Annotated in this window: 24 protein-coding genes; 23 read left to right on the plus strand and 1 reads right to left on the minus strand. The window is 62.9% G+C overall.

The annotated features are described in order from the left end of the window. The 3 genes from JW897_RS17285 to JW897_RS17295 form a co-directional block, all read left to right on the plus strand. The coding region (locus JW897_RS17285) for a glycohydrolase toxin TNT-related protein (RefSeq protein WP_205467050.1) at positions 1-2679 on the plus strand (2679 nt) is incomplete at its 5' end. 480 nt (positions 2680-3159) lie between these two features. Beyond that, complete coding sequence (locus tag JW897_RS17290; protein WP_205467051.1) at positions 3160-4755, plus strand: TNT domain-containing protein; 1596 nt, start codon at positions 3160-3162, stop codon at positions 4753-4755. Beyond that, positions 4748-4969 (plus strand): hypothetical protein, encoded by a 222-nt coding sequence (locus JW897_RS17295; protein WP_205467052.1) that lies wholly within the window; start codon positions 4748-4750, stop codon positions 4967-4969. Before JW897_RS17290 ends, JW897_RS17295 begins: the two co-directional genes overlap by 8 nt. Positions 4970-5311: 342 nt before the next feature. Here JW897_RS17295 and JW897_RS17300 read toward each other — a convergent pair whose 3' ends face one another. After that, a complete protein-coding gene (locus JW897_RS17300; protein WP_205467053.1) occupies positions 5312-5635 on the minus strand; it encodes a hypothetical protein in 324 nt (107 codons plus the stop codon). Positions 5636-6496: 861 nt separating this feature from the next. On the opposite strand from JW897_RS17300, the gene fliQ reads away from it, so the two are divergent. The 20 genes from fliQ to JW897_RS17400 all read left to right on the plus strand — a co-directional run bounded on the left by fliQ (position 6497) and on the right by JW897_RS17400 (position 22941). Then, positions 6497-6763: a flagellar biosynthesis protein FliQ gene (gene fliQ / locus JW897_RS17305; RefSeq protein WP_107731646.1), complete on the plus strand. Its 267-nt coding sequence runs from the start codon at positions 6497-6499 to the stop codon at positions 6761-6763. A gap of 11 nt (positions 6764-6774) precedes the next feature. Then, positions 6775-7539 (plus strand): flagellar biosynthetic protein FliR, encoded by a 765-nt coding sequence (locus JW897_RS17310; RefSeq protein WP_205467054.1) that lies wholly within the window; start codon positions 6775-6777, stop codon positions 7537-7539. Continuing rightward, positions 7540-8601 carry an EscU/YscU/HrcU family type III secretion system export apparatus switch protein gene (locus tag JW897_RS17315; RefSeq protein ID WP_205467055.1) on the plus strand — a complete coding sequence of 354 codons (1062 nt, stop codon included), beginning with the start codon at positions 7540-7542 and terminating at the stop codon, positions 8599-8601. Positions 8602-8638: 37 nt separating this feature from the next. Beyond that, a complete protein-coding gene (flhA, locus tag JW897_RS17320; RefSeq protein WP_205467056.1) occupies positions 8639-10687 on the plus strand; it encodes a flagellar biosynthesis protein FlhA in 2049 nt (682 codons plus the stop codon). A 12-nt stretch (positions 10688-10699) separates the two neighbouring features. Continuing rightward, complete coding sequence (locus JW897_RS17325) at positions 10700-11380, plus strand: flagellar hook-basal body protein (protein WP_205467057.1); 681 nt, start codon at positions 10700-10702, stop codon at positions 11378-11380. A 24-nt stretch (positions 11381-11404) separates the two neighbouring features. Next, positions 11405-12184, plus strand: a complete 780-nt coding sequence (gene flgG / locus JW897_RS17330) for a flagellar basal-body rod protein FlgG (protein ID WP_205467058.1) — start codon at positions 11405-11407, stop codon at positions 12182-12184. After that, a complete protein-coding gene (gene flgA / locus JW897_RS17335) occupies positions 12184-13107 on the plus strand; it encodes a flagellar basal body P-ring formation chaperone FlgA (protein ID WP_205467059.1) in 924 nt (307 codons plus the stop codon). Before flgG ends, flgA begins: the two co-directional genes overlap by 1 nt. 31 nt (positions 13108-13138) lie before the next feature. Continuing rightward, positions 13139-14263: a flagellar basal body P-ring protein FlgI gene (locus tag JW897_RS17340; protein WP_205467060.1), complete on the plus strand. Its 1125-nt coding sequence runs from the start codon at positions 13139-13141 to the stop codon at positions 14261-14263. Positions 14264-14277: 14 nt separating this feature from the next. Continuing rightward, positions 14278-14619, plus strand: a complete 342-nt coding sequence (locus JW897_RS17345; protein WP_205467061.1) for a flagellar basal body rod protein FlgB — start codon at positions 14278-14280, stop codon at positions 14617-14619. Next, a complete protein-coding gene (locus JW897_RS24545) occupies positions 14620-15063 on the plus strand; it encodes a flagellar basal body rod C-terminal domain-containing protein (protein WP_205467062.1) in 444 nt (147 codons plus the stop codon). Then, positions 15060-15338, plus strand: coding sequence for a flagellar hook-basal body complex protein FliE (fliE, locus tag JW897_RS17355; RefSeq protein ID WP_205467063.1), 279 nt, complete (start codon positions 15060-15062; stop codon positions 15336-15338). Before JW897_RS24545 ends, fliE begins: the two co-directional genes overlap by 4 nt. A 180-nt stretch (positions 15339-15518) precedes the next feature. After that, positions 15519-16910 (plus strand): flagellar basal-body MS-ring/collar protein FliF, encoded by a 1392-nt coding sequence (gene fliF / locus JW897_RS17360; protein ID WP_205467064.1) that lies wholly within the window; start codon positions 15519-15521, stop codon positions 16908-16910. Further along, entirely contained in the window at positions 16910-17452 is a 543-nt protein-coding gene (locus JW897_RS17365) for a hypothetical protein (RefSeq protein WP_205467065.1), read from the plus strand. Before fliF ends, JW897_RS17365 begins: the two co-directional genes overlap by 1 nt. Next, entirely contained in the window at positions 17445-18128 is a 684-nt protein-coding gene (locus JW897_RS17370) for a FliH/SctL family protein (protein WP_205467066.1), read from the plus strand. The genes JW897_RS17365 and JW897_RS17370 overlap by 8 nt, the downstream gene beginning before the upstream one ends. Further along, positions 18125-19447 carry a FliI/YscN family ATPase gene (locus JW897_RS17375; RefSeq protein ID WP_205467067.1) on the plus strand — a complete coding sequence of 441 codons (1323 nt, stop codon included), beginning with the start codon at positions 18125-18127 and terminating at the stop codon, positions 19445-19447. Before JW897_RS17370 ends, JW897_RS17375 begins: the two co-directional genes overlap by 4 nt. After that, positions 19448-19885 (plus strand): flagellar export protein FliJ, encoded by a 438-nt coding sequence (locus tag JW897_RS17380; RefSeq protein WP_205467068.1) that lies wholly within the window; start codon positions 19448-19450, stop codon positions 19883-19885. After that, the gene (locus JW897_RS17385; protein WP_205467069.1) at positions 19882-20556 is read left to right on the plus strand and encodes a hypothetical protein; all 675 of its coding nucleotides are present in this window, start codon (positions 19882-19884) and stop codon (positions 20554-20556) included. The genes JW897_RS17380 and JW897_RS17385 overlap by 4 nt, the downstream gene beginning before the upstream one ends. A gap of 2 nt (positions 20557-20558) precedes the next feature. Then, complete coding sequence (locus JW897_RS17390; RefSeq protein ID WP_205467070.1) at positions 20559-20975, plus strand: flagellar hook assembly protein FlgD; 417 nt, start codon at positions 20559-20561, stop codon at positions 20973-20975. After that, positions 20972-22171: a flagellar hook-basal body complex protein gene (locus tag JW897_RS17395; RefSeq protein ID WP_205467071.1), complete on the plus strand. Its 1200-nt coding sequence runs from the start codon at positions 20972-20974 to the stop codon at positions 22169-22171. The genes JW897_RS17390 and JW897_RS17395 overlap by 4 nt, the downstream gene beginning before the upstream one ends. Next, on the plus strand, positions 22168-22941 hold the full coding sequence (locus tag JW897_RS17400) for a FliM/FliN family flagellar motor switch protein (protein ID WP_205467072.1): 774 nt from the start codon (positions 22168-22170) through the stop codon (positions 22939-22941). The genes JW897_RS17395 and JW897_RS17400 overlap by 4 nt, the downstream gene beginning before the upstream one ends. The last annotated feature ends 2 nt before the right edge of the window (positions 22942-22943 follow it).

Here is a 22943-nt window from a genome sequence, read left to right on the forward strand (position 1 = left end):
TTGCTGCAGCAAACCCGGGACGGCGCCACCACCACCTACACCCTGATGGCGGACGGCACCCTGGCCAGCAGCGCGCAGAGCAGCAGCGGCACCACCACCACCAGCTACTACGGCTACGAATGGTGGGACGAGGCCAAGCAGAGCACCATCACCGCCCAGCCGTACAACAAGGACGCGCCGGGCTGGGAAAAGGGCTACTCCCATCTCAGTTACAACGTCAACGGCCACCTGGCCGAAGCACGCGATGAAGTGGGCCAGCGCAGCCTCCGCTACGTCAACAACGCCCAGGGCCTGGTGCTCAAGCGCGAGGAAATCGCCAAGGGCAGCACCTACAAACGGCAGGACTACTACTTCCTGGACGGCAAACAGATTGGCTCGGTGGGCAACGACGGCGCCAGTCGGGTCGACTACGCGCAAGCCTTGGCGCAAAGCCAGATCGGCAACCGCAAAGACCAGTACCGCGAAGGCCAGCCGGTGAACAGCGCCGACTTCGACCAGAACTACGAACCGATCGGCCCGAGTTACCCGGGGCAAACGCCGGGTTTCGTCACGGTGAAGGCGGGGGACACCTTGCAAAGCCTGGCGGCGGCGCTGTGGGGCGACCAGGCGATGTGGTATTTGCTGGCGGACGCCAACAGCCTGAGCGGCAGCGAGCCCTTGACGGCGGGCCAAGTGCTGAAAGTGCCGAACAAAGTTGCGAATGTGCACAACAACAGCAGCACCTACCGGGTATACAACCCGGGCGAGGCGATAGGGGATGTGACGCCGACGCTGCCGGATCCGCCGCCGCCGCCCATGCCCAGCTTTGATGATGGAGGCGGAGGTTGCGGCGGCTTCGGTACCATTTTTGTAGCCATTATCGCCGTGGTGGCGGTGATGACGCTGGGCCCGATCTTCAGCCAGGCGCTGATCCCGCTGCTGGGCGCGGCGCCAGCGGCAGCGGGAGTAGCCGCGACAGCGAGCGCCGCAGCCACCTTCGCCGGTTATGCGGCGGCGGGTGCGGTGGCCTCTATGGCCAGCCAGGGCGTGGCGATGGCGATGGGGATGCAGGATCAGTTCTCGTGGAGTCAGGTGGGTTTGAGTGCCATCGGTGCGGGGGTGAGCGCCGGCATGGGTGCCGGGATGCTGGGCGATCCGCTGAAAAACGCGCCAATCGCGCTGCGGGCGGCGGCGGGCAACGCCGTTACCCAGGGCGTGGCGGTGGCCACCGGCTTGCAGAAGCGATTCAGCTGGACCACGGTGGCGGCCAGCGGCGCGGCGGCCGGGATCAGCGGCTGGCTGAGCGACAGTCTGGGCTGGAAGAGTTCGGAGCCAGTGGCAAGCGTTGGCTACGGCGCGTTGCGCGGCCTGGTGTCGGGCGGCATCCAGTCGCAACTGACCGGCCAACGTCCTAACTGGAGCGCGATCGCGGCGGAATCGTTTGGCAATGCGCTGGGCGATCAGGTGGTGAACGGCATCCAAAGCCGGGATAAGGAGCCGCCCAAGCCCAAGTCAGAAGCAGAGCGCATGGCTCAAGCAATGGAGGAGATGCTGACCGAGGCCAAGCAGACCCGCTACGACAGGCGCGGGGTGATGATGGCGGATGGGGGCAAGACCCGGTTGGTGTGGCAGGAGGTGATAAGCGATGCCGGGCCGGGCTACTCGGTGGATGGCACCGCCTTGCGGCCGGTGAGTCAGCCATTGCAGCCGCTGGAGGTGGAAGATGTAGATATTATGGGGCAGCCCCTGGATGGCCGTTCCAACTACACTATCGGCCAAGGTTGGAGCAAGGTCATGTCGGGAGATGCCTCTCTGTGGGACTTCCTGACCTACCAAACCCCGGATGCGGCGCAGCGCCGGGCGGAACTCAATGCCCAGTGGGCACCGAGTAAGTTGGAGCAGCAACTGGATATGCTGAGCAGCAGTCCAGTAGCCACAGCAACCTATTTGAGCGCAATCTGGAGCGGGGCAGGCCAAGCCGGACAAGATACCGCCTTGACATTGGGCTACGCTGGCGGCAACGTGCTGGGAGCTTTGAGTGGCACCCGTGTAGATGCAACGCGGCTGGGGTTTGTAGGGGCGTCGAATCCGGCGGGCAGCTATGGTCTGGAGGGTATTGGCGCGACGGTGACGTCGATTTGGGGGAGGCCGGCTACGCTTGGGCGGGGGGCATTGTCGCGGTATGGTGAGATAGTTCCAAACAGAATAAATCCTGATCTGGCTACTCGTCTTGATGCATATAAAGCATGGAAAGCTGAAAATGAAATTGTAGGTCTACCATCACTTAAAGAGTTTCGGTTGTTTGACGATGCAAGCCGGGTAAGCACACCTGGGTTCAAGGCATACTCAAACAGTGAATGGCCTCCTAACTATGGTGCATTGGGCGAGAGTTCACTATTTACCCTACTCCCTGGTACGAAGATTGACCGTTTTGGATCTGATTTTGGTAGCTTCTTGTCACCAACAGGTACGTCATATGGGGAAAGAGCACTGAGGCCGGGAACATTGCGAGCACCATATTCAGTATTTGAAGTTACATCGCCGCTTGAAGTTGAAGTCGGTACTATCGCACCATGGTTTGGTGAGGTGGGGATGGGAATGCAGTACAAGCTCCTTGGTGACTCTCGGGTAAAGGACTTGCTGTTTAGCGAACAACTTACGGAAGTTTATAGGGGGCCTTTTAATGGATATAAGCACTAGAATAAAACTTGTTCGTGCCTTGCAAGCGGCGGGAGTTCGACCCAGTTCCTATAGTGTATCTGGCCCTGAAGATATGGCGCTCTGCTTAGAAGTATCCGGAAAAGATTGGGAGGTTTTCTACTTTGAACGCGGAGGAAGAACCTTTGTTAAAAAATTTCAGACTGAAACTGATGCGTGTACTTACATGTACCACGAGCTAATGGGTGATAAAACAGCTTTTATGTAGGTGATAGGTAAGAATTGGCCAGCTTTTCAAGCTGGCCAATTTACTTGTTCCAAACAGTGGGGGCAATACAGGAGTAGCGGGCGTAGCCGCGACAGCGAGCGCCGCAGCCACCTTCGCCGGTTATGCGGCGGCGGGCGCGGGTAGCCTCTATGGCCGGCCAGGGCGTGGCGATGGGGATACAGAATCAGTTCTCGTGGAGCCAGGTGGGTTTGAGCGCCCTTGGCGCGGGGGTGAGCGCCGGCATGGGGGCCGGGATGTTGGGTGACTCGCTGAAAAACGCGCCAATCGCGCTGCGGGCGGCGGCGGGCAATGCCTTGACCCAGAGCGTGGCGGTGGCCACCGGCTTGCAGAAGCGATTCAGTTGGACCGCGGTGGCGGCCAGCGGCGCGGCGGCCGGGATCAGTGCCTGGATGGGCGACAGCCTGGGCTGGAGCAGTAAAGATCCGGTTGCCAGTGTGGGCTACGGCACGCTGCGCGGCCTGGTGTCGGGCGGCATCCAGTCGCAAGTGAACGGCCAACGTCCAAACTGGAGCGCGATCGCGGCGGAATCGTTTGGCAATGCGCTGGGCGACCAAGTGGTGAGCGGGATTCAGAATAGGGATCTGGGGCGACAACAGCAGCAAGCGCGTCTGGCTGAAGCAATGGCGGAACAACTGACGTCTGCGCAACAGACGGGCTATGGCGGCCGTGGTGTACTGGTGGCGGATGCGGGCAAGTGGCCGCGTGGGCAAGAGGTGATGAGCGATGCTGGACTGGGTTTCTTTGTGGATGAGGGGGGGCAACGGGCGACGGCAGCCAAGGCCGGCGCGAAAGAAGGGTTTAATTGGGAAAACACCATAGAGCTTGAGCCTGTCACGGTGACTGCCTCTCGTCCAGGCGTTTGGCAGCGATTGCTGAATACAGTGAGCCGTAGCCTGGAGTGGGCAAAATCTGGCGTGGAGTGGATGCTGGGGGCGCAAGAAGTTGGTTTGACCATGGCCACTGGTCTGGTAGCCGCCCCCGCTTCAGGATATGGGATGATGCTTACAGGAGGGGATGTTGAAGCAGGGAGAGACATTGCTGCGACTCTGACATATCAACCCCGGCTGGGAACCTCTCAAGCGATGCTGGAAGGTTTGAATAATACGGTAGGAGCGGGCTTCCGGTGGTTGGAGCAAAAAGCCGGAGATGGGGGATACTGGCTGGGTGGTTTGACTGGTTACTCTCAATTGGCGGTGTGGGGTGGTACGGCGGGTGTAACTCTGCCGACTGCAGCTTCGATCCTATTAGGACCGGGCTCTTCTTCGGTGCGCGGTGCGTTTGGTAGTGTGGGACGGTTGGGGTGGAGTGGTGGTGAGCGTGGAGTGGCGGCTGGGGTTGTTCCAAGCAGGGCGGTTGATCTGTCTCAAGCTACTATTCGGGCGCAGGTTGAGTCTAATTTGGCCGAGAGTGCTGCTGCACGATCTTCCTCAAGCTTCAAAACTCCCAAGGTTGGTTTGCCTGATAAAGAGTGGCCACCATTCCCTGGGTCAGTCAATCAAGTAGAGCATGATTTCGTGCTGCTTCCTGGAGCAGTAATTGATAGATTTGGCCCTCCACAGGGCTCATTCTTGTCACCGGTTAGAACATCTTACTCAGCCCGAGCGTTAAAGCCAGGCACTATGGCTGATGACTATTATGTGTATGAGGTTCTTCGACCCTTGCCTGTTAAGGCTGGAGAGGTTCGGCCCTGGTTTAGTGAGTCTGGCGGTGGTATGCAGTACCGACTTGATGCTATTGATGGTGCTCGTAGATCTCCGTTTACGTTAACTAAAGGTAATAACCCCTATTTGAAGGAAATCTTCAAAGGAAAGTACTGGAATTATGAGTGATCCACGATTGCTAGCTTTAGCTAGTGAGTTAAAAGCATTGGGTATTCCTGCTTCTTGTTATTCACTTGGCCATCAGCGTGATGAGAGAACTTGTCTTGTGTTTTTTGAAGGAAAGTGGCTTGTCTATTATTCAGAACGTGGTGCTTTTTCAGAGTTGAGTACGTTTGATAGTTTTGAAGACGCTAAAGCTAATTTCATTGGACGGTTGCAGTAGTTTTTAACTGAAAAATTCGATGATAATAGCAAGTAGGGTGGGCAAGCCAAGAGGCTTGCCCACGCGCTACCTTGGCAACATTATCTTGGGACGCGCCGTAACTTATAAGCTCAAGCCTCACCCAACACCCCTCGCGGGGCTTTGGTCGTTTATAAGGCTCAAACCAGTTCCTGCATCTGTATCGTAGTCTGTTGCAAACGATGGGCGAAGGGCTCCAGCAAGTAGGGTGGGCAAGCCACAAGGCTTGCCCACGCGGCACCTTGGCAACACTGCCTTTGGACACGCTGTAGCTTAAAGCCCAAGCCCCCAAAACCCCTCGCAGGGCTTTGGTTGTTCAAAGGCTTACGCCAATTCCTGCATCTGTATCGTGGTCTGTTGCAGCCGGCGGGCGAAGGGTTCCAGTAAGCAATACACCTGCTCGCACTCCAGCGTGTCGAGATTGGATTGGTCCAGCATCGCCGCCAGCGCGCTCAGGGCGCTGCTGACCTGGCCGAGTTCCAGGCTAAGCAGGTGGGCGGTGTGATGGAAGTGCTCGCAGTATGCGTCTAGTTGCTGCAATAGCGGTTCGATCGGTTGTAGCGAGACATTTTGCTGGCGCAAGCTTTTCAGCTGGAACAGCAAGGTGGAGAGCGACGGGGTGTGGTGGGGGCGAGGAGAGTTAGGCATTGGAGCCTCCTGAGTGCAGTGTGTTTGCCGCAGCCAACGTTCTATAGGCCGCGTGTCCGCCATAGTGCTACCCAGGTTCCTACGCCCGGTGCTGATTGACAGCACGGCCGGATTATCACGTGCTTGCAGCGGGGAGGCAAGCAGCTTGCACCGCGTAGCGGCCAAGCTTGGCCGCGCGTCAGCCGACCCCGCTGCCGCATTTGAACTCGATGGCCGTGGGGTTTCGGTGGGGCCATCGGAAAATTCTTGGATTGGCGCCGTGAGAACCCGGCATCCCTTCCCATCCAAGACTGCTGAAAACGCTGAATGGATTCGCTGGCTGCCGGCGGACCGCTTGTTCCCGAATTTTCTTATCTCTCGTCGGTTCAAACCTGCCTCACGATCCGGTCTCCTTCAGGCGTTGCGACGGACGCCGTGAGGCGAACCTCCCCTTCCCCTTTCCCATCCCTCTGCACTACCGGCAGTGAGGCGGAGCAATGGTTGTCAAGTGCGTGCTAGCCGCCGAGAGCGGCTGGTTTGCTTCATGCATTGGGCGGCATTTTTAAGCCGCGACGTGTGTTTGAGCGAAGGCTGAAGTTCCGCAGATTTGATGTTGGTGGCGGGCTTGAACGGCGGAATGGCTTGATTGCGACGACTGATGGAGAGACGGATACAGGATTTTCATCCTCTAAAAACCGCTGATTTTTTGAGGTTCCATTTAAAAATCATGTAGTTAAATTGGATTTTTTTAGTTTGTAAATATGGTCATGGTATGTTGTAAAAAAGTATGAATCTCATTAATATCCTTAACATTTGTGCGGCTTGCTTGTTTTCATGGTGATTGAGCATCGAAAACCGGGCCGCTGCATGAGGGCGGGTGGAATGACGGGCGATCAATCACTGCAGTTGATGTCGCAAATGATGTGGATGGCCTTGGCCATTGCCGGGCCCGTGCTGTTGTTCAGCCTGGTGGTGGGCATCTTGGTCAGCGTGATCCAGGTAGTGACCCAGATCCAGGATGCCTCTTTGGCCTTCGTGCCCAAGTTGCTGGCGGTATTTGCGGCCCTGTTGTTGTTTGGCCCGTGGATGTTGAAGTCGCTGGTGAACTATGCCGCGGGTGTGATTGGCAGCATCCCGTCCTTGTTCTGAAACGCTTCTCAATGTCTTTTCCCCTGGATTTGACCTGGCTATACGCCTCTTTTTTGCTGTCGCTGCGTTTGGCTCCGGTCTTGTTGCTGACGCCGGTGATAGGCGCGGCCAATGTGCCCGGGGTGGTGCGCGGCTTGTTGGGGCTGAGCCTGGCGGCGCTGATGACGTATGGCCTGGAGTTGCGGCTGGTTTTGCCCGCCAATGGCTGGGTGCTGGCCGGGCAGGCTTTGACCGAGCTGTTCATCGGCGCCTTGCTTGGTTTCGGCGTGCAGTGCGCGTTTGGCGCGCTGGCGTTTGCGGGGCGTTTGCTGGATACCCAGATCGGCTTTGGTTTGTCCGGCGTGATCAATCCGCTGACGCGGCGCTCCGGCGCGGCCATGGGCCTGGCGTTCGAGTTGCTGGCGGTGGCTTACGTTTATGCGGTGAATGGCCATCACATGCTGTTGCAGGCGGTGGTCTTTTTGCTGGAGACCCTGCCGGTGGGCGAGCCGGTCAGCCTAGTGCTGGCGGAGCGGGCGGTGGGGCAGTTTGGCGTGTTGTTTGCGCTGGCGCTTTCGTTGGCGGCGCCCTTGCTGATCGCCTTGTTCGCCATTGATGTGGGCGTGGCGCTGATTTCTCGCTCCATGCCGCAGTTCAATGCTTTTGTGATGGCCATGCCGGTGAAGGTGGGCGTGGGCCTGGCGGTGCTGGCGGTGATTTTGCCGCGTTTGGGCGGTTTTTTTGAACGCTGGTTTGCCTCGATCCTGGATTATCTGGCGAGCTTTCAGGGGGGCTAGGTGGCGGAGCAAGAGCAGGATAGGTCGGAAGAGGCGACGCCGCACAAGCGCGAGGAGGCCCGCAAGAAAGGCTCGGTGGCGCGCAGCCAGGATGTGCTGGGCGTAGTGTCGGCCCTGACCCTGTTGCTGGCGCTGATGGCGCTGGGGCCCGGCATGGCGCGGCACTGTCTTGGTCTGTTCGCCATGCTGTTGTCGCATGCGGGGGAGTGGTCGTTTGCGCAGCAGGCCTTGTCGGTGTGGATGCGAGAGCTGGGGCTGGAGTTGTTTCAAACCCTGCTTCCCTTGTGGCTGTTGTTGGCGCTGACGGCGGGGGTGGCCGGAGCCGCTCAGGTGGGCCTGGTGTTCTCCACGGAACCGTTGAAGCCGGATTGGCAGAAGCTCAATCCGATGGAGGGCCTCAAACGCTTGTTCACGTTGAGGTCGGTGTTTGAGGCGGCGAAGTCCAGCATCAAGTTTCTGGCTTTTTCGCTGGTTCTGTACTGGATCATCCGGGAAATGCTGCCGGATTGGTTGTTGCTGACCGGCGCCGGGCCGGGCCGGGTGGCCGCCGCCACCGGCAACGCCCTGTTGCAAGTGCTGCGCTATATGGCGCTGGTCATGTTGTTGGCGGCGGTGGTGGATTGGCTGTTTGTGAGGCGCACGCTCAGCAAGAAGTTGCGGATGTCCAAGCGCGAGGTGAAGGAAGAGTACAAGCGGCGCGAAGGCGACCCTCGGATCAAGTCCAAATTGAAGGAAATCCGCCAGCAGTTGCTGCAAAAGACGCGCGCCGCGTCGCGGGTGCCGGAAGCGGATGTGCTGGTGGTGAATCCGCGCCATCTGGCGCTGGCGATCCAGTACCAGCGCGGAAAGATGGCGGCGCCGCTGTTGTTGGCCAAGGGGGCCGGCGAGATGGCTTTGAAGATGAAAGAGACAGCCAGGCGGCATGGCGTGCCGATTCTGGAGAACCGGCCGCTGGCGCGCGGCTTGTTTCGCGATGTGGATGTGGATGAATGGATTCCCGATGCTTATTTCGGCGATGTGGCCAAGGCGCTGGTTTGGGCATTTCGGGTCAAGAAGGGCTGAACTGCCGGAGACAGGCGGTGTTGCGATGGCGTTTTAGATGAGTAGCTTGCTCAAGTTGTTCAAAGAAGGGGCGAATGTGTCGATCATCCTGCTGATGGTCGGCATTTTGTTCGTCTTGTTCACTCCGGTTTCGGCCCGCGTGCTGGATGCGCTGTTGCTGGGCAATTTCAGTTTGGCGCTGTTCGTGCTGTTGCTGACCTTCTACGTGCGCAAGCCGGTGGATTTTTCCACCTTTCCGTCGGTGCTGCTGATCGCCACCTTGCTGCGCCTGGCGCTGAACGTGTCCGCCACCCGGCTGATCTTGTCCGACGGCGACGCCGGCCGGGTGATCGGGGCCATCGGTTCCTACGTGGTGGGCGGCAACTATGTGATCGGGGTGATCGTGTTCCTGATCCTGGTGGTGGTGCAGTACGTGGTGGTGACCAGCGGCGCGCAGCGGGTGGCGGAGGTGGCGGCGCGGTTTACGCTGGACAGCATGCCCGGACAGCAGATGAGCATAGACGCCGATCTGAACATGGGCTTCATCGATCAGGCCGAGGCCCAGCGCCGACGCAAGGAGCTGGAGAAAGAGGCGGGCTTTTACGGCGCGATGGACGGCGCCAGCAAGTTCGTCAAGGGCGACGCCATCGCCGGCATCATCATCATGCTGATCAATATCGTGGGCGGTTTCGCGGTGGGGGTGGCTCAGCACGGGATGCCGTGGCAGGAGGCCCTGCAGACGTATACCTTGCTGACCATTGGCGACGGCATTGTGACCCAGGTGCCGGCGCTGGTGATTTCGGTGGGCACCGGCATCATCATCACGCGCTCGGCGTCGGACGACAGGCTGAGCAGCGAGGTGCTGGGGCAGTTCACCGCCTATCCCAATATTTTGCTGATGGTGGCCGGCGCCTTGGCGCTGGCCGCCTTGCTGCCCGGCTTGCCGGCCTTGCCGGCTTTGATGCTGGCCGCGCTGTTCGCCGGCGGCGGCCTGGCGCTGCGCCGTTTGCGGGGCGGCGCCGAAGACGGTTCGACGGACGATTCCGCCGCGGAGACGGAGGCGGCCGACGCGTCGCTGTACGAGGAGTTGCGGGTGGACTTGCTGTCCATCGAGCTGGCGCCGGACCTGATGCCGCTGATGGGGCAGGACGGCAGCCTGCTGTTGGAACGCATAGGCCTGTTCCGCAAGCAATACATGCTGGATTCCGGCCTGGTGCTGCCCAAGGTGAAGGTGAGGGAAAGCAAGAGCCTGCGCGACGGCGCTTACCAAATCCGCCTGCAAGGCGACAAGGCGGGCGAGGGAAGCCTGGAGCCCGGCGCCTGGCTGGCGATTCACCCCGGCGGCGAGCGCGCCAAGCTGGAGGGCACGCCCACCACCGATCCCGCCTACAACCTTCCCGCCATCTGGATTCAGGACGCCCAGCGGCCGCGCGCGCGCGAGCTGGGCTACACCGTGGTGGACGCGGCCACGGTGTTCATGACGCATTTTTCCGAAGTTGTGAAGCGGCATTCCGCCGATTTGCTGACCCGCGAGGAAGTGGAGCGTCTGGCGCAGCATTTGCGGCAGACCCAGGCCAGCCTGCTGGACGAGCTGTTGCCCAATGTGATGACGCTCAGCGAAATCCAGAAGGTGTTGCAGGCCTTGCTGCTGGAGAAGGTGTCGATCCGGCGCATGGACACGATTCTGGAGGTGCTGGTGGACGCGGCGCGGGCCAGCAAGGATGTGGACGAGTTGACCACGCGCGTGCGTCAGCGTCTGGGCAGCGTGATTTGCGCGCCGTTGCTGGACGGCGACGGCGCTTTGCATGTGATTACCTTGGATGGCGGCATCGAGCAAACCTTGTACGACGGCTTGCGCCGCAGCGAGGGCGGCGCCGCGTCTCTGGCGCTGGACCCGCGCTTTGCCGAGCAATTGTTGAAAAAGATGCTGGCCGAATCCGAGCGGATGGCCGGAGCCAATCACATGCCGGTGCTGCTGTGCGCGCCGGAGGTGCGCGCCAATTTGCGCAAGTTGACCGCGCGGATGATGCCGCACCTGCATGTGCTGGCCTTGAACGAAGTGCCGCCGGGCGTGGGTTTGAAGGCCTTCGCCGCAGTGACGTTTTGACGGAGGAATCGGATGAGCGAGCTATTGAACGTGATGGCGGCTTCGATGCAGGCCGATATGAACCGGGTCAATACCGTGGCCCACAACATCGCCAACAGCAATACGGCGGGTTACAAGCGCTTGTTCACCTTGGGCGGCGAGGTCCTGGCCGGCGCGTTGGCGGATGCGCGGCAAGGCGCAATGCACCGGACCGGCTCCGATTTGGACCTGGCGATCGAGGGCCCCGGTTATTTCTCCGCGCTGGATAACGGCGGCGCCTACGTCAGCCGCGGCGGCGGGTTGCGGCTGGATAGCCGCGGCAGGCTGGTGCTGGCCCAGTCCGGCATGCCGCTTGAGGGGGAGCAGGGGGAAATCTTTCTGCAACCGGGCGCTTTTCGCGTGGCGGACGATGGCCAGGTGTTCCAGAAGGAGTTGGCGGTGGCCCGCATCAAGCTGGTTTACCCGGCCAAGGACGCGCGGCTGGAGGCCGCCGGCAATGGTTTGTATCGGGTCAGCGGCGCGATGGCCGAGCCCAGGGACTTGGGCGGCCCCGGCCGATTGCGGCAGGGCTTTCTGGAAATGTCCAATGTGAACTCCACGCGGGAAATGGTGGAGTTGATGGAGGCGACTCGCCATTTCGAGTCGGTGCAGAAGGCGGTGCAGGGCATGGACGCGGTATGGGACAAGGCCCTGCGCAGCTTGGGCGAGTTCTGAGGACAATGAGGCGAGGACGAAATCGTGATTGATGCATTGTATGTGGGCGCCACCGGGATGGCGGCGCAGCAAGGCGGCTTGGAGGCGGTGGCCAACAATCTGGCCAATATGAACACGCCGGCTTACAAGCGTTCGCAAGCGGTGTTCGAAGATCTGGTCTACCGCGAATCCGCGCGGCAGACGCCGGCCCAGGGCGAAACCGCCGGAGCGGCTTATGTGGGCCTGGGCACGCGGCTGAGCGCGGTGGAGAAGGTGTTCAGCCAAGGGGATTTGAGACCGTCGGAGTCGGAGTTCGACGTCGCGCTCAATGGCGAGGGTTTTGTCGCCGTCAGCAATCCGGACGGCAGCCAACTGTATAGCCGATTGGGCTCGTTGCGAGTGGGCGAGGATGGTTTGTTGCAGTTGCGCAGCGGCCAGCCCTTGGAGCCGGCCATTACCTTGCCGCGAGACGCCCGCGGCCTGCGGGTGGCTGAGGACGGCCAGGTTTCCGTATTGACGGAGGACGGCAAGACGCTGGATGTCGGCCGGATCGAATTGGCCATGTTCAATAATCCGGCCGGGCTCAAACCGGTGGGAGAGGGCCTGTATCAGGCGACTGAGCAGTCAGGGACCGCGCAGATCGGGCCGGCAGGGGAAGAGGGGCGCGGCAAGTTGGCGCACAAATACCTGGAAGGCTCCAATGTGAAGATGGCGGACGAACTGGTCAGCATGATGCTGGCCCAGCGCGCGTTTGAAGCCAACTCGCGCATTATCCAGGCCGCGGACGAGATGCAGTCCATCGTCAACAACTTGCGGCGCGGCTGATGAAGCGAGCCGCGCTGTTGGCGGTTTGGGCGGCGTCTATCCCGGCTCAGCCGCTGGCGGCGCGGAGCGTGGTGGAAGTGGAGAGCCGCAGCGTCAGCTGGTCGCAGGTGCTGGAAGGGAGCTTTCCCGCTGTATTGCGACGCTCCCTGGAGGCGAGGCCATTGGCCACTGGTTTGAAGGCAGGGGAAGCCCGCTCGCTGGGGCGCCTGCAACTGCTTAGCGCGTGGCGGGCGGCGCTGGGCGTGGAGGCGGAGCATTGGCCGGTCCGGCTGCCCGATCAGATTACGGTCACTCGGGCGGGCGGGGCGCCGGCGGCGCCTGCGCTGCTCAAGGAAGGGGAGCAGGCCTTGCGCGCCCGCTTGAGCGGCGAGTGCGAGCGTCTGGAGCTTCAGCCCGAGCGGAACGAGATGACGGCGCTGCTGCCGCCGCAAGGCGTCAGTTTGGCGGCGCGCTTGCCCGCCGCGCCCGCTCTGGCGAGACGGATGGCGGTGTGGCTGGATGTTTTTGAAGGATCTGAGTTGTACGGCAGTTGGCCGGCCTGGTTTCAGGTGAGCTGTTTGCGGCCGGTGTATCGCGTCAGCCGGGCGGTGGCGAAAGGCGAAGCCTTGTCCGCGGCCAATGCCGAGCAAACGCTGGCGGATTTGACGGACGCGAAGCCGCTGTCCTCGCTGCAGGGCATGAGCGCCGCCAGGGATCTGGCCGCGGGAACGGTGCTGCGGCTGGCGGACGTCAAGCCGGCGGCGCTGGTGCGCAAGGGGGAGCGGGTGCTGGTCCGCTTGAACAGCGGGGCGATTCGTTTGGAAGTGGGGGCGGAAGCCTTGGGAGACGGCGCCATGGGGCAGCTGGTTTACGTCAGGCGAGAACGGGACCAAGCCGTGTTCAAGGCCATCGTCGTGGCCAACGGCGTGGTGGATGTGTTGTGACAACAGGCGGCCCGACAGGGGCCGAGCGGAAATGAACAAGAAAACATGGTGCTTGCGGATTTTGCAAGGCGGAGCGTTGCTGGCGCTGACCGTTGCGCTGGCCCAGGCCGGCGAACGCATCAAGGACCTGGGCCGTTTCAACGGCTGGCGCGACAACCAGCTGATCGGCTATGGCCTGGTAACGGGCCTGGCGGGGAGCGGAGACAGCGCGCGCAGCCAGATGACCCAGCAATCAATGGCCAACCTGCTCAAGCAGTTCGAGGTCAATCTGGGGCCGGACCAAGTCAACAGCCGCAACGCGGCGGCGGTGATGGTCACCGCCAATATGCCGCCCTTGCTGGAGCCCGGCGCGCGGGTGGACGTCACCGTGACGTCGGTTGGCGATGCCCGCAGCTTGCTGGGCGGCAGCTTGCTGCAGACGCCGCTGAAGGGCGGCGACGGTCAGGTCTACGTGCTGGCGCAAGGCGCGCTGTCGGTTGGCGGCTACCGTTACGACAGCAATGGCAACCGGGTGCAGAAAAACCATCCCACCGTCGGGCTGATTCCAGCGGGCGGCATTGTGGAGCAGGCGGTGGCCACCAGTTTCATCCGCAACGGCAGGGTGGAGTTTCTGCTGACGGCGCCGGATTTCACCACGGCCGAGCGCATTGCGCGGGCAATTAATCAGAAGCTGGGCCGCAGTCTCGCCAGCCCGCTGGGCGCGGGCAAGGTGGGCATTAAGGTGGACTCGGCTTCAGCGGCGGACGCCACCCATCTTTTGAGCCGGATCGAGGCGATAGAAGTGACGCCGGACGATCGCGCGCGGGTGGTGGTGAATGAACGCACCGGCACTGTGGTGGCGGGCGGCAATGTGATGCTTTCCGCCGTCACCGTGGTACACGGCGACTTGAAAATATCGGTGGAAACCGATTATCTGGTGTCGCAACCGCCTTCGCTGTTTGGCTCCGCGCGCGATGTGCGGACAACCGTGGTGCCGCAGACCCGAGTCGCGGTTCAGGAGAAGCCTTTGCCGGGCATCAGTCTGAAAGGCAATTCCACCATCGCCGATCTGGTCGCGGCGCTCAATCGCATCCAGGCCAGCCCGCGCGATGTGATCGCGGTGTTGCAGGCGGTCAGGACCGCCGGCGCGCTGCGCGCGGAACTGGTCATTCAATAAGAGAGGAACGGGCTATGCAAATCGCGTCGCTTGGCGAAACCGTCTCGCGTTCGCTCGACGGCCTGGTGCTGCGGCAGCAGGTCATCGCGCAGAACATCGCGAATCTCAACACCCCCGGCTACACGCCGTTGCGAGTGGACTTCGAGTCCGTCTTGCAAGGCGCGGAGGGCGCGGGGCCGCGCATTCTGCCGGATCGGCGTCCCGCGCTGGTTCCGGGCGCGGCGGGTTCCGCCGCGGAATTGAGCCATCAGGTGTCGCAACTGGCGGATACGACCTTGCGTTACCAGACCCTGATCAAGGGCATCAATAAACAACTGGCCATCATGCAATTGGCGATTTCGGACGGGAGACGCTAAGTGGCCGGACTTTGGGAATCGCTGGCGATCAGTCAGAGCGGCATGGATGTGGAACAGCTGCGGGCGGAAGTGGCCGCGCGCAATATCGCCAACGCCAATGTGGCGGCGGCGCCGGGCGCGCTGTTGGCCAAACCCTTGCGGGTGATGGCGCAGCCGGTGAGCGCCGGGTTTGGCCAGGCACTGGCGCGGGCGGAGGCGGGCTTGCCGCCGCCGGGGGGCATCCGCGCCGTGGTGGTGGAGTCCGACGCGCCGGCCCGCAAGGTGCTGGAGCCGTCCAGCCCCTTGGCCGACGCTCAGGGCTATGTGCAATACGCCGGCGTGAACACGCTGGAAGAGATGTTTGCGCTAACCATGGCGGTTCGGTCTTATGAAGCGAATGTGACCGCGTTCAACGCGGGGCGCTCGATGATGCAGAAGGCGCTGGAAATTGGAGGCAAACAATGATTGAGGCGATTGCCGGCAGCGCGCTGGCGGACTCCCTGTCCGGCGCGGCGGCCAAGCCCCTGGCGCCGACCGGGTTTGAGGCAGTGTTGACGCAACTGGAGAAATCCGAAAACAGCCTGGGCGGGCTGCTCAACGGGGTGGCGACCGGCCAGGCGGGCAGCTTGCACCAGGTGATGTTGCGGATGGAGGAAACCCGCATGCAGTTCGAGCTGTTCATGCAGGCGCGCAACAAGGTGTTGGAGGCTTATCAGGAAGTGATGCGGATGCAGGTGTGACGGGCGGCTTAGGACCGATACGATCTGCTGCGCGTCGTCGCAAGGTCGCGCGGTGAGTATGCCTTCGGAGTGTTTGTTGACGGGATGTTAATTCCGCTTCCTCCGCTGTTTTCGCCTGGTCTCGCTCTGGCTTGCGAGATCGTAAACAGCGACTTGGATATTTGATTGGATAGGCGAGAGATGGTCGATTTTTTCAAGGCGCTGTGGCAGCGCTCTTCGGGCGCGGGGCGCGCCTTCCTGGTGGCGGGCGCGCTGGCGGCAGTGGTGCTGCCGGCCGGCGCGTTCTGGTGGTCCGGCCGCGCCGATTACCAGGTGTTGTTTGCCGATCTGGACGCGCGCGACGCCGCCAGCGTGGTGGCGGCGCTGGAAAAGCAGAAAACGCCCTACCAACTGACGGATGAAGGCAAGACCGTCCAGGTGGAAAAAGACTTGTTGTACAAGACCCGGATGAAGCTGCTGGGCGGCGGTCTGGATCTGAAGAGTTCGGTGGGCTTCGAACTGTTCAACAACGCGGAGTTCGGCGTGACCGAATTCGCGCAGAAGATCAACTATCTGCGCGCGCTGCAGGGCGAGTTGGCCCGCACCATCATGGGCTTCGACGAGGTGCAGAACGCGCGCGTTCACCTGGTGTTGCCGGAGGGGGGCATGTTGCGCAAACGCGGAGCCAAGGCCAAGTCTTCGGTCTGGGTGACGCTGAAGGGCGGCAAGAGCTTGCAGCAGGAGCAGGTAAGCGGCATCCAGCGGCTGGTGGCCGCTTCGGTGCCGGAGATGGACGTCACCGCGGTCACGGTGCTGGACCAGCGCGGCGTGGCCTTGTCGGCGCGCGCGCACGACGAAGAAGGCGTGGCGGGCATGGACGCCGGTTTGCAGTTGAAAAAGGAAACCGAAGCGTATCTGGCCGACAAAGTGAGCCGCATACTCGATACGGCGCTTGGGCCGAGCCAGGCCGCGGTCAGCGTGGATGTGGCCTTGGACCTGTCCTCGCACAAGCTGACGCGGGAGTCGGTGATCGGCGATGGTTCGGACAAGGGCATTCTGGTGCGCCGGAAAGAGCAATGGCAAGGGGACGGCGACGCCACGCGCTTGTCGCCGTCGTCGACGGGCGGCTCCGGCAACAAGTCTTTGGACGCCGAATACCAGGTTGGACGCGAACTGCGGCAGACCAGCAGCGGCGGCGGCGCGGTCAAACACATCAGCGTCGGCATCGTGACCAATACCAGCTTGTCCGATGCCACGGTGGAGCGGCTGCGCGAGGTGATTTCCATGGCGGTGGGCCTGGATAGCGGACGCGGCGACGGCATCGCTTTTTCAGTGCTGGACAATATCTCCCCGGTGGCGGCGCAGCCGACGGCGGAGGCCTTGCCGGCGACGCCCGCCCGTCAAAAAGAAAGCAATGTCGGCGAATGGGTCTTGTGGGGAGGCGCGGCTGTCGTGTTGGCGCTGGGCGTTGTCGTCGTCGGCGTGCAGCGCCGCAGGGCGTCGACGCGCTCGTTGACGGAGTCCGAGCGCGAACGCTTGCTGCGGCAAGTGCAACGCTGGTTGGCGGCGGAGCAAGCCGGAGGCGGCAAGTGATGGCGCAGGAGAGCTTGCGTGCAGCCTTGGCGGTGTCCGCGCTGAAACCCGAAGAGCGGGCTTGGCTCGAGTCTCGTTTGAGCGAAGAGGAGCGCGTCTTGCTCGGGCAGGCGCTGGAACGCTTGGATGACAGGCCGCTGACCGAACAGGCGGATGAATTGGAGCCGCCCGCGGCTTCTCCGGCCGGCGTCGATCTGTTGAGCCGCGGCGTGGAGCCTTTGCTGGAGGCCTTGCAAGCGGAACCGGTGTGGATGCAGGCGGCTTTGGGGCACGCGCTGGGCGCTGAGTTGCGCGGCGAGGTTCTGAGCGCGACCCAGGATGCGGAAGCCTGGCGCGGGCGAGTAGACAGCTTGCGCCGCGACTGGTCCGGGGGAGTGTCGCAGACGGCCCCGGCTTTGCGCGCGGCCATGCTGAGCCGTTTGCAAGCGGTGACGGCGGCGGTGCCGGAACGGCCGTCGGTACGCCCGTCCGGCACGGAGCGGGCTCCATCCAGCCTGGGTGTGAGGCTGCGGACCTGGTGGGGAAGCCTGCGTCATGAGTGACATCATCCGCAATCCAAGCATTCGCGAAGGCGTGGTTGCACGCGCAGCCGCAGCGCGGCCGCTAGCGGACTCTCCGCCTTCCCCGCCCGCGCGGCAGCCGGAGCTGGAAGAGATCCAGGCCATGCGCGCGCGCGCGCTGGCGGAGATAGAGGCCGCTCGCGCCACGTGCCGGACCGAGTGCGAAGGACTGCGCGCCGCGGCGCGCCAGAACGGCTACCGGGAGGGGATGGCGCAGGCCGAGGCCGAGTCGTTGCGCTTGCGCGAGGCGCTGAGCGCTCAGGGCAAGGCCTTGCTGGCCGCCTTGGGCGGCGTCCGCGAGGCGGTGCACGATGAAGTGGAGCGCATGTTGACGCCCTTATTGCTGGAGGCGTTGGCGCGGATGATAGGCGAGATGCCGCCGTCCGCCGAGCTGGCCCGTTCCTGCGTGCGCAGCGCCTTGCGCGAAGCGGCGGGACGCGAGCCGGTGAGGGTACGGCTTCATCCGGCCGATGCGGCCTTGCTGGCGGGCGACGACGCGGTATTGAGCGAAGCGGGCCGCGAAGTGAGCGTGGTGGCGGATGCCGGCCTGGACGGCGGCGGTTGCATCGTCGAAACCATGCATGGCGATATTGACGCGCGCATGACCACGCAGATGGAGCGTTTGCGCCGGAGTCTGCAAGAGGCGCGCGCGCGATGATGTCGGGACTGGCGCAATTGCGCGAGGCGATCCACGCGTCCGATCTGGTGGAGCGCGTAGGCTACGTCAGCCGCAAGGTGGGTCTGTTGGTGGAGTCTTGCGGACCAGCCGGCATTGGTTTGGGCGATCTGTGCCACATCGAGCTGGCCGGCGATAGGCCGGCGGTGTTGGCCGAGGTGGCCGGCTTGGATCGGGATCGCCTGCAATTGCTGCCCTATGGTCCGGTGGACGGTCTGCTGCTGGGCGCTCGGGTGGTTTCGGCCGGGCACGCGTTTTCGGTGCCGGTGGGCGACGCTTTGCTGGGAAGGGTGGTGGATGCGTTTTGCCGGCCGCTGGACGACAAGGGCGAGATCGGGTTTTCCGGTCGGCGGCCGGTGCGCAGCGCGCCGATTCCGGCGTTGAGCCGCAGCCGGATCGACCGCGTGATGGAAACCGGCGTCCGGGCGATAGACAGCATGCTGACCATAGGCTACGGGCAGAGGCTTTCCATCATGGCGGGCAGCGGAGTGGGCAAAAGCACGCTATTGGGCATGCTGGTGCGCAACTGCGCGGCCGACGTGGTGGTGGTGGGCTTGATTGGCGAGCGCGGCCGCGAAGTGCTGGAGTTTATCGAAGAGAGCCTGGGGGAAGCCGGGCTGGCGCGCGCGGTGCTGGTGGTTGCCACCGCCGATGAGCCTGCGCTGGTGCGCGAGGCGGCGGCCTTGAGCGCGGTGACGGTGGCCGAGCATTTTCGCGATCAGGGCCGCTCCGTGCTGTTGATCGTGGATTCGCTTACCCGTTACGCGATGGCCCGTCGGGAAGTGGGGTTGGCCATAGGCGAACCGGCGACCTCGCGCGGCTACACCCCGTCGGTGTTCTCCGAGCTGGCCGGCATGCTGGAACGCTGCGGCACGCGCAAGGAGGGCGGCTCGATCACCGGCTTGTTCACCGTTCTGGTGGAAGGCGACGACATCCACGACCCGGTGGCCGACAGCGTCCGCGGCATTGTGGACGGTCACATCGTGCTGTCGCGCGAGTTGGCCAACGCCGGGCATTTCCCCGCGATAGATGTGCTGGGCAGCGTCAGCCGCTTGTCGTCGGCGCTGGCCTCTGAGAACGAGCGTGGCCTCATGAAGGCCTGCCGCAAAACCCTGAGCGTGTTGGCGGCGAGCAAGGACTTGCTGGAGTTGGGCGCTTATCGCCCCGGCGGCAATCCGGAACTGGATCGGGCCTTGGAGCGCAAAAGCGGTCTGGAGGCCTTTTTGCAACAAGATACTCGGCAGCGCGACGAAAGAGCCGCGGCGTTGGCGAGTTTGGCCGCTTTGCTGCAAGGGGGCTAAATGGCGGGCTTTACTTACCGGCTGGAGCCCTTGCTGGGGTTTCGCCAGTCCTCTTTGCAACTGACGCGGCAGGCCTTGTCGGCGGCGGAGGAGCGCCTGGAATCCGCTCGTCAGGCCCTGCTCCAGGCGGAGGAGGAAGTGTCCATTTGCGAACAGGCCTTGAGCGTGCTGGCGGGCAACCCCCCCATGTATTTGTCCGCTCTGAGTTTCTTGAGGGAGCAAAGGCTGCGCTGCCAGGCGCTGTCGCAGGCGGTGACCGCGGCGGAACAGGACTGGGCGCAGGCGCGGGCCGTTCTGCAGAACGCGCGCGCCGAGTTGAAGCAGGTGGAAAAACATAAAGAGCGTCATCGATTGGCCGCCCGCGAACGAGAGCAGCGCAAAGTGTTTCGCGAGCAGGATGAGGCTTGGCTGCAGCGCCGCAGGCAAGGAGGCGCATGAGCGTCATTACATGGGATGGGGAGCCTAGCGGCGCTCCGGCGCGTTCGAGGCGCGAGGCGCCGGAACCGCAGGCGGGCCGGCAATGGCAACGACAGTTGGAGGCCGAGCTGGCCAAGCGCAGCGTGTGCAAGGCGATTCGTCTGGGCGATGCGGCGGAGACGGAGGCTGGATTGGCCGCCGCGGGCCGGCATGACTCGCCGCCGGGCGAGGGCGAGGTTTCGCCTAGGAACTCGTTGCGCAGCGTCGAGCCGGTTGCGCAGGCGCCGCGCGCGCTGGGCGAGGGGGCGACGACAGCGACGGCGGGCTTGGTTTGGAACACGGCGTTCAAGGCGAACGCCGAGGGCTGGCAGGCGGCGCCGCTGACGCCGCTTGCGGAGGGCGCGGACGCGCCGGCCGTCAGCAGCAGAGAAGCGGCCTTGGAGGCCGAGACGGCGGCGACCCTGAGGGCTTGGCTGAAGCCCTGCAAGATTACGGTGTTCGCCGATCAGGGCGCGTTGCGGGTTTGGGTGAGGGATGCCCGGCTCGACGCCGGAGAGGCGGAAGCCCTAGGGCAGCGGCTGGCCCGTCAGCTTAGGGACAAGGGAGGGCGGCTGGCGATGCTGGCCGTCAATGGCGCAGTGGTCTTTCAGGAAAACGCCGCGGGCGGCTTGCCTATTTTGAAACGGGAGTGAACATGGCGACTACAGGTTTGGGCATTTCTAGCGGCGGCAGCGTTGCGCAGACGAGAGGGATCACCCAGCAGGATTTTCTGCGGATTCTTTCCACGCAGCTGACTTTTCAGGATCCGTTGAAGCCTATCGACAATCAGCAGTTCATGGCGCAGATGGCGCAGTTCTCATCGTTGGAGCAGACGAGGATGTCCAATGAAAAGCTGGATACCTTGTTGGCCCAGCAGGCGGCCAATCAATCTCTGGGCTTGATTGGAAAGACGGTGGAGGTGGCGACGGCCAGCGGCAATGTGCCGGGTCAGGTCACCACCATTTCATTTTCCGGCGGCCAGCCGATGCTGACGGTGAAGTCAGCCAACGGCGAACTGATGACGGATGTGTCGCTGGCCCAGGTGGTGCTGGTGAGGGGGAGCGCGACATGATCGATACCATGTTCGTAGGTTTGAGCGGCCTGCGCACCTTTCAGAAAGGCCTGTCCAATATCGGCAACAACGTTGCCAATCTGAACACGCCTGGCTTCAAGCGCACCTCCCTGCAGTTCACCGACATGATGTACCAGTACGACATGCAAGGCGGCAATGGCGGTCAGCACGGCGTGGGCGTGAAGATAGGTTCCACGGTGACGGATTTTTCCTCCGGGGAATTGCAATCGTCGGCCAATCCTTTGGACGTGTCGGTGGACGGCGCCGGTTTCCTGGTGTCCAAGAACGGGAATCAGATCCATTACAGCCGGGTGGGGCAGTTCGAGCTGGACCTGGACGGCGCGCTGATCTCTCGGCAAGACAAGTCTCGGATCCAGATGTTGGGGCCCAACAAGACGTTGCAGGATTTCTCCCTTGGCGCGCTGCGTAGCCAGGCCGCCAAGACCACGACCACGATCAAGTTCGCCGACAACCTGTCCACGGGCGCGACCAACAGCAGCGTTGAAACCACCGTGTTCGACAAGGACGGCGTGGCGAGGCAGTTGAAGATCAGCTTCACCAGCACCGGCTCCGCCACGCCTCGCAGCTGGAAGGTGGAGGTTCAGGACAAAGTGTCCTTGAGCACGCTGGGCAGCGGAGAGATTCGCTTTGATCCGGACGGCTCGCCGTCCTTTGGCTACAACCAGATGTCGATCCGCCTGAGCACGCCCAGCAGCGGGGGCAGCGTTGTGAAGCTGTTCTTCGGCGAGCCGGGCTCCATCTCGGACACCACCAGCCTGTCCGGCGGCACGTCCTCCACCATACGCGTGGCCAGCCAGGACGGCTATGCGTCGGGCGCGCTGACGAGATTGACGTTTGATCAGGACGGCAAGGCGCAGATCAGTTACTCCAACGGACAGACCACGACCGCCGGCAGGCTGGCGCTGGCCTGGTTCGCCCAGCCGGATCAGCAGCTGGAACGCATCGGTTCCGGCTACTACCGCGCGCATCCCGGTCAGGCGGCTGAGTACGGCGCGGCGGGCAGCGGCGTTTTCGGCAAGGTAGCGGCTGGCAAGGTGGAGCTTTCCAATGTGGAGCTGTCCTCCGAATTCAGCGACATGATGATTACTCAGCGCGGCTATCAGGCGGCGTCGCAATTGATTTCCGCCGCCAATGAGATGATGCAGCAGGCCTTGCAGATGAAGGGGGGGCGATGAGCGTTGCTCTGCCGTATCGCTTGTACGCCGGCGCGGAGTTGGCGCAAATCGAGTCGCGGATGCGCGAACGGTGCGCGCATTGGCTGCGGGACTGGTCGATCGCGGAAGGCGAGGTCGAGGTGGAACTACGTCCCGCGGCTTTGTCGGATCTGGCCGGGTTGGAGTGGCTGGACGGCGGCGAAGCGCTGCCGGCGATGGCGAACGACGCGGACGCGGATGGTTTTTTCTCGGCGTTATGTCTCGGCGTGAAAAAAAGCCGCGCGGCGCTGGAAGCCTCGGACGTAGCCGGCCCGGTGCTGGACGCCGCCCGTCTGGCCCTGGGGCGTCAGTTGCTCGCCGTCGGCGGCGATTGCCGCTACCAAGCCAAGCCGGCGCGCGGGGCGGATCTGTCGCCCTTGTATTCCGTGGTTGGCGCGTTGTGTCTGCAATGTCGAGTGGCGGGCCAGACGCTGTCGGTGCTGTTGTCGCCGCAGCAGGCCGCGAGCGTGTTGCCGGCCAAGGCCGCGCCGGAGGCGTTGGAACCGCTGAAGCTAAGGGACCTGCCGTTGGAGCAGCAGGTGGAGTTGGAAGTGCGCGCCGCGCCGGCTCGCCTTTCCCTGGCGGATCTGGATTCGTTGCGGCCGGGGGACGTGCTCCGGCTGGATCAGAAAGCGGACGGGGTGTTTGAGTTGTGCCTGCCTGACGGCATGGCCTTGGGACGGGCGAAATACGGGCTGGGTCAGGGGCGTTTGGCGGTGAAGGTTGCCCGGATGGCGCGACCAATCAATTAAAG

The organism is Chromobacterium alkanivorans, assembly GCF_016937655.1.
Lineage (GTDB): Bacteria > Pseudomonadota > Gammaproteobacteria > Burkholderiales > Chromobacteriaceae > Chromobacterium > Chromobacterium alkanivorans.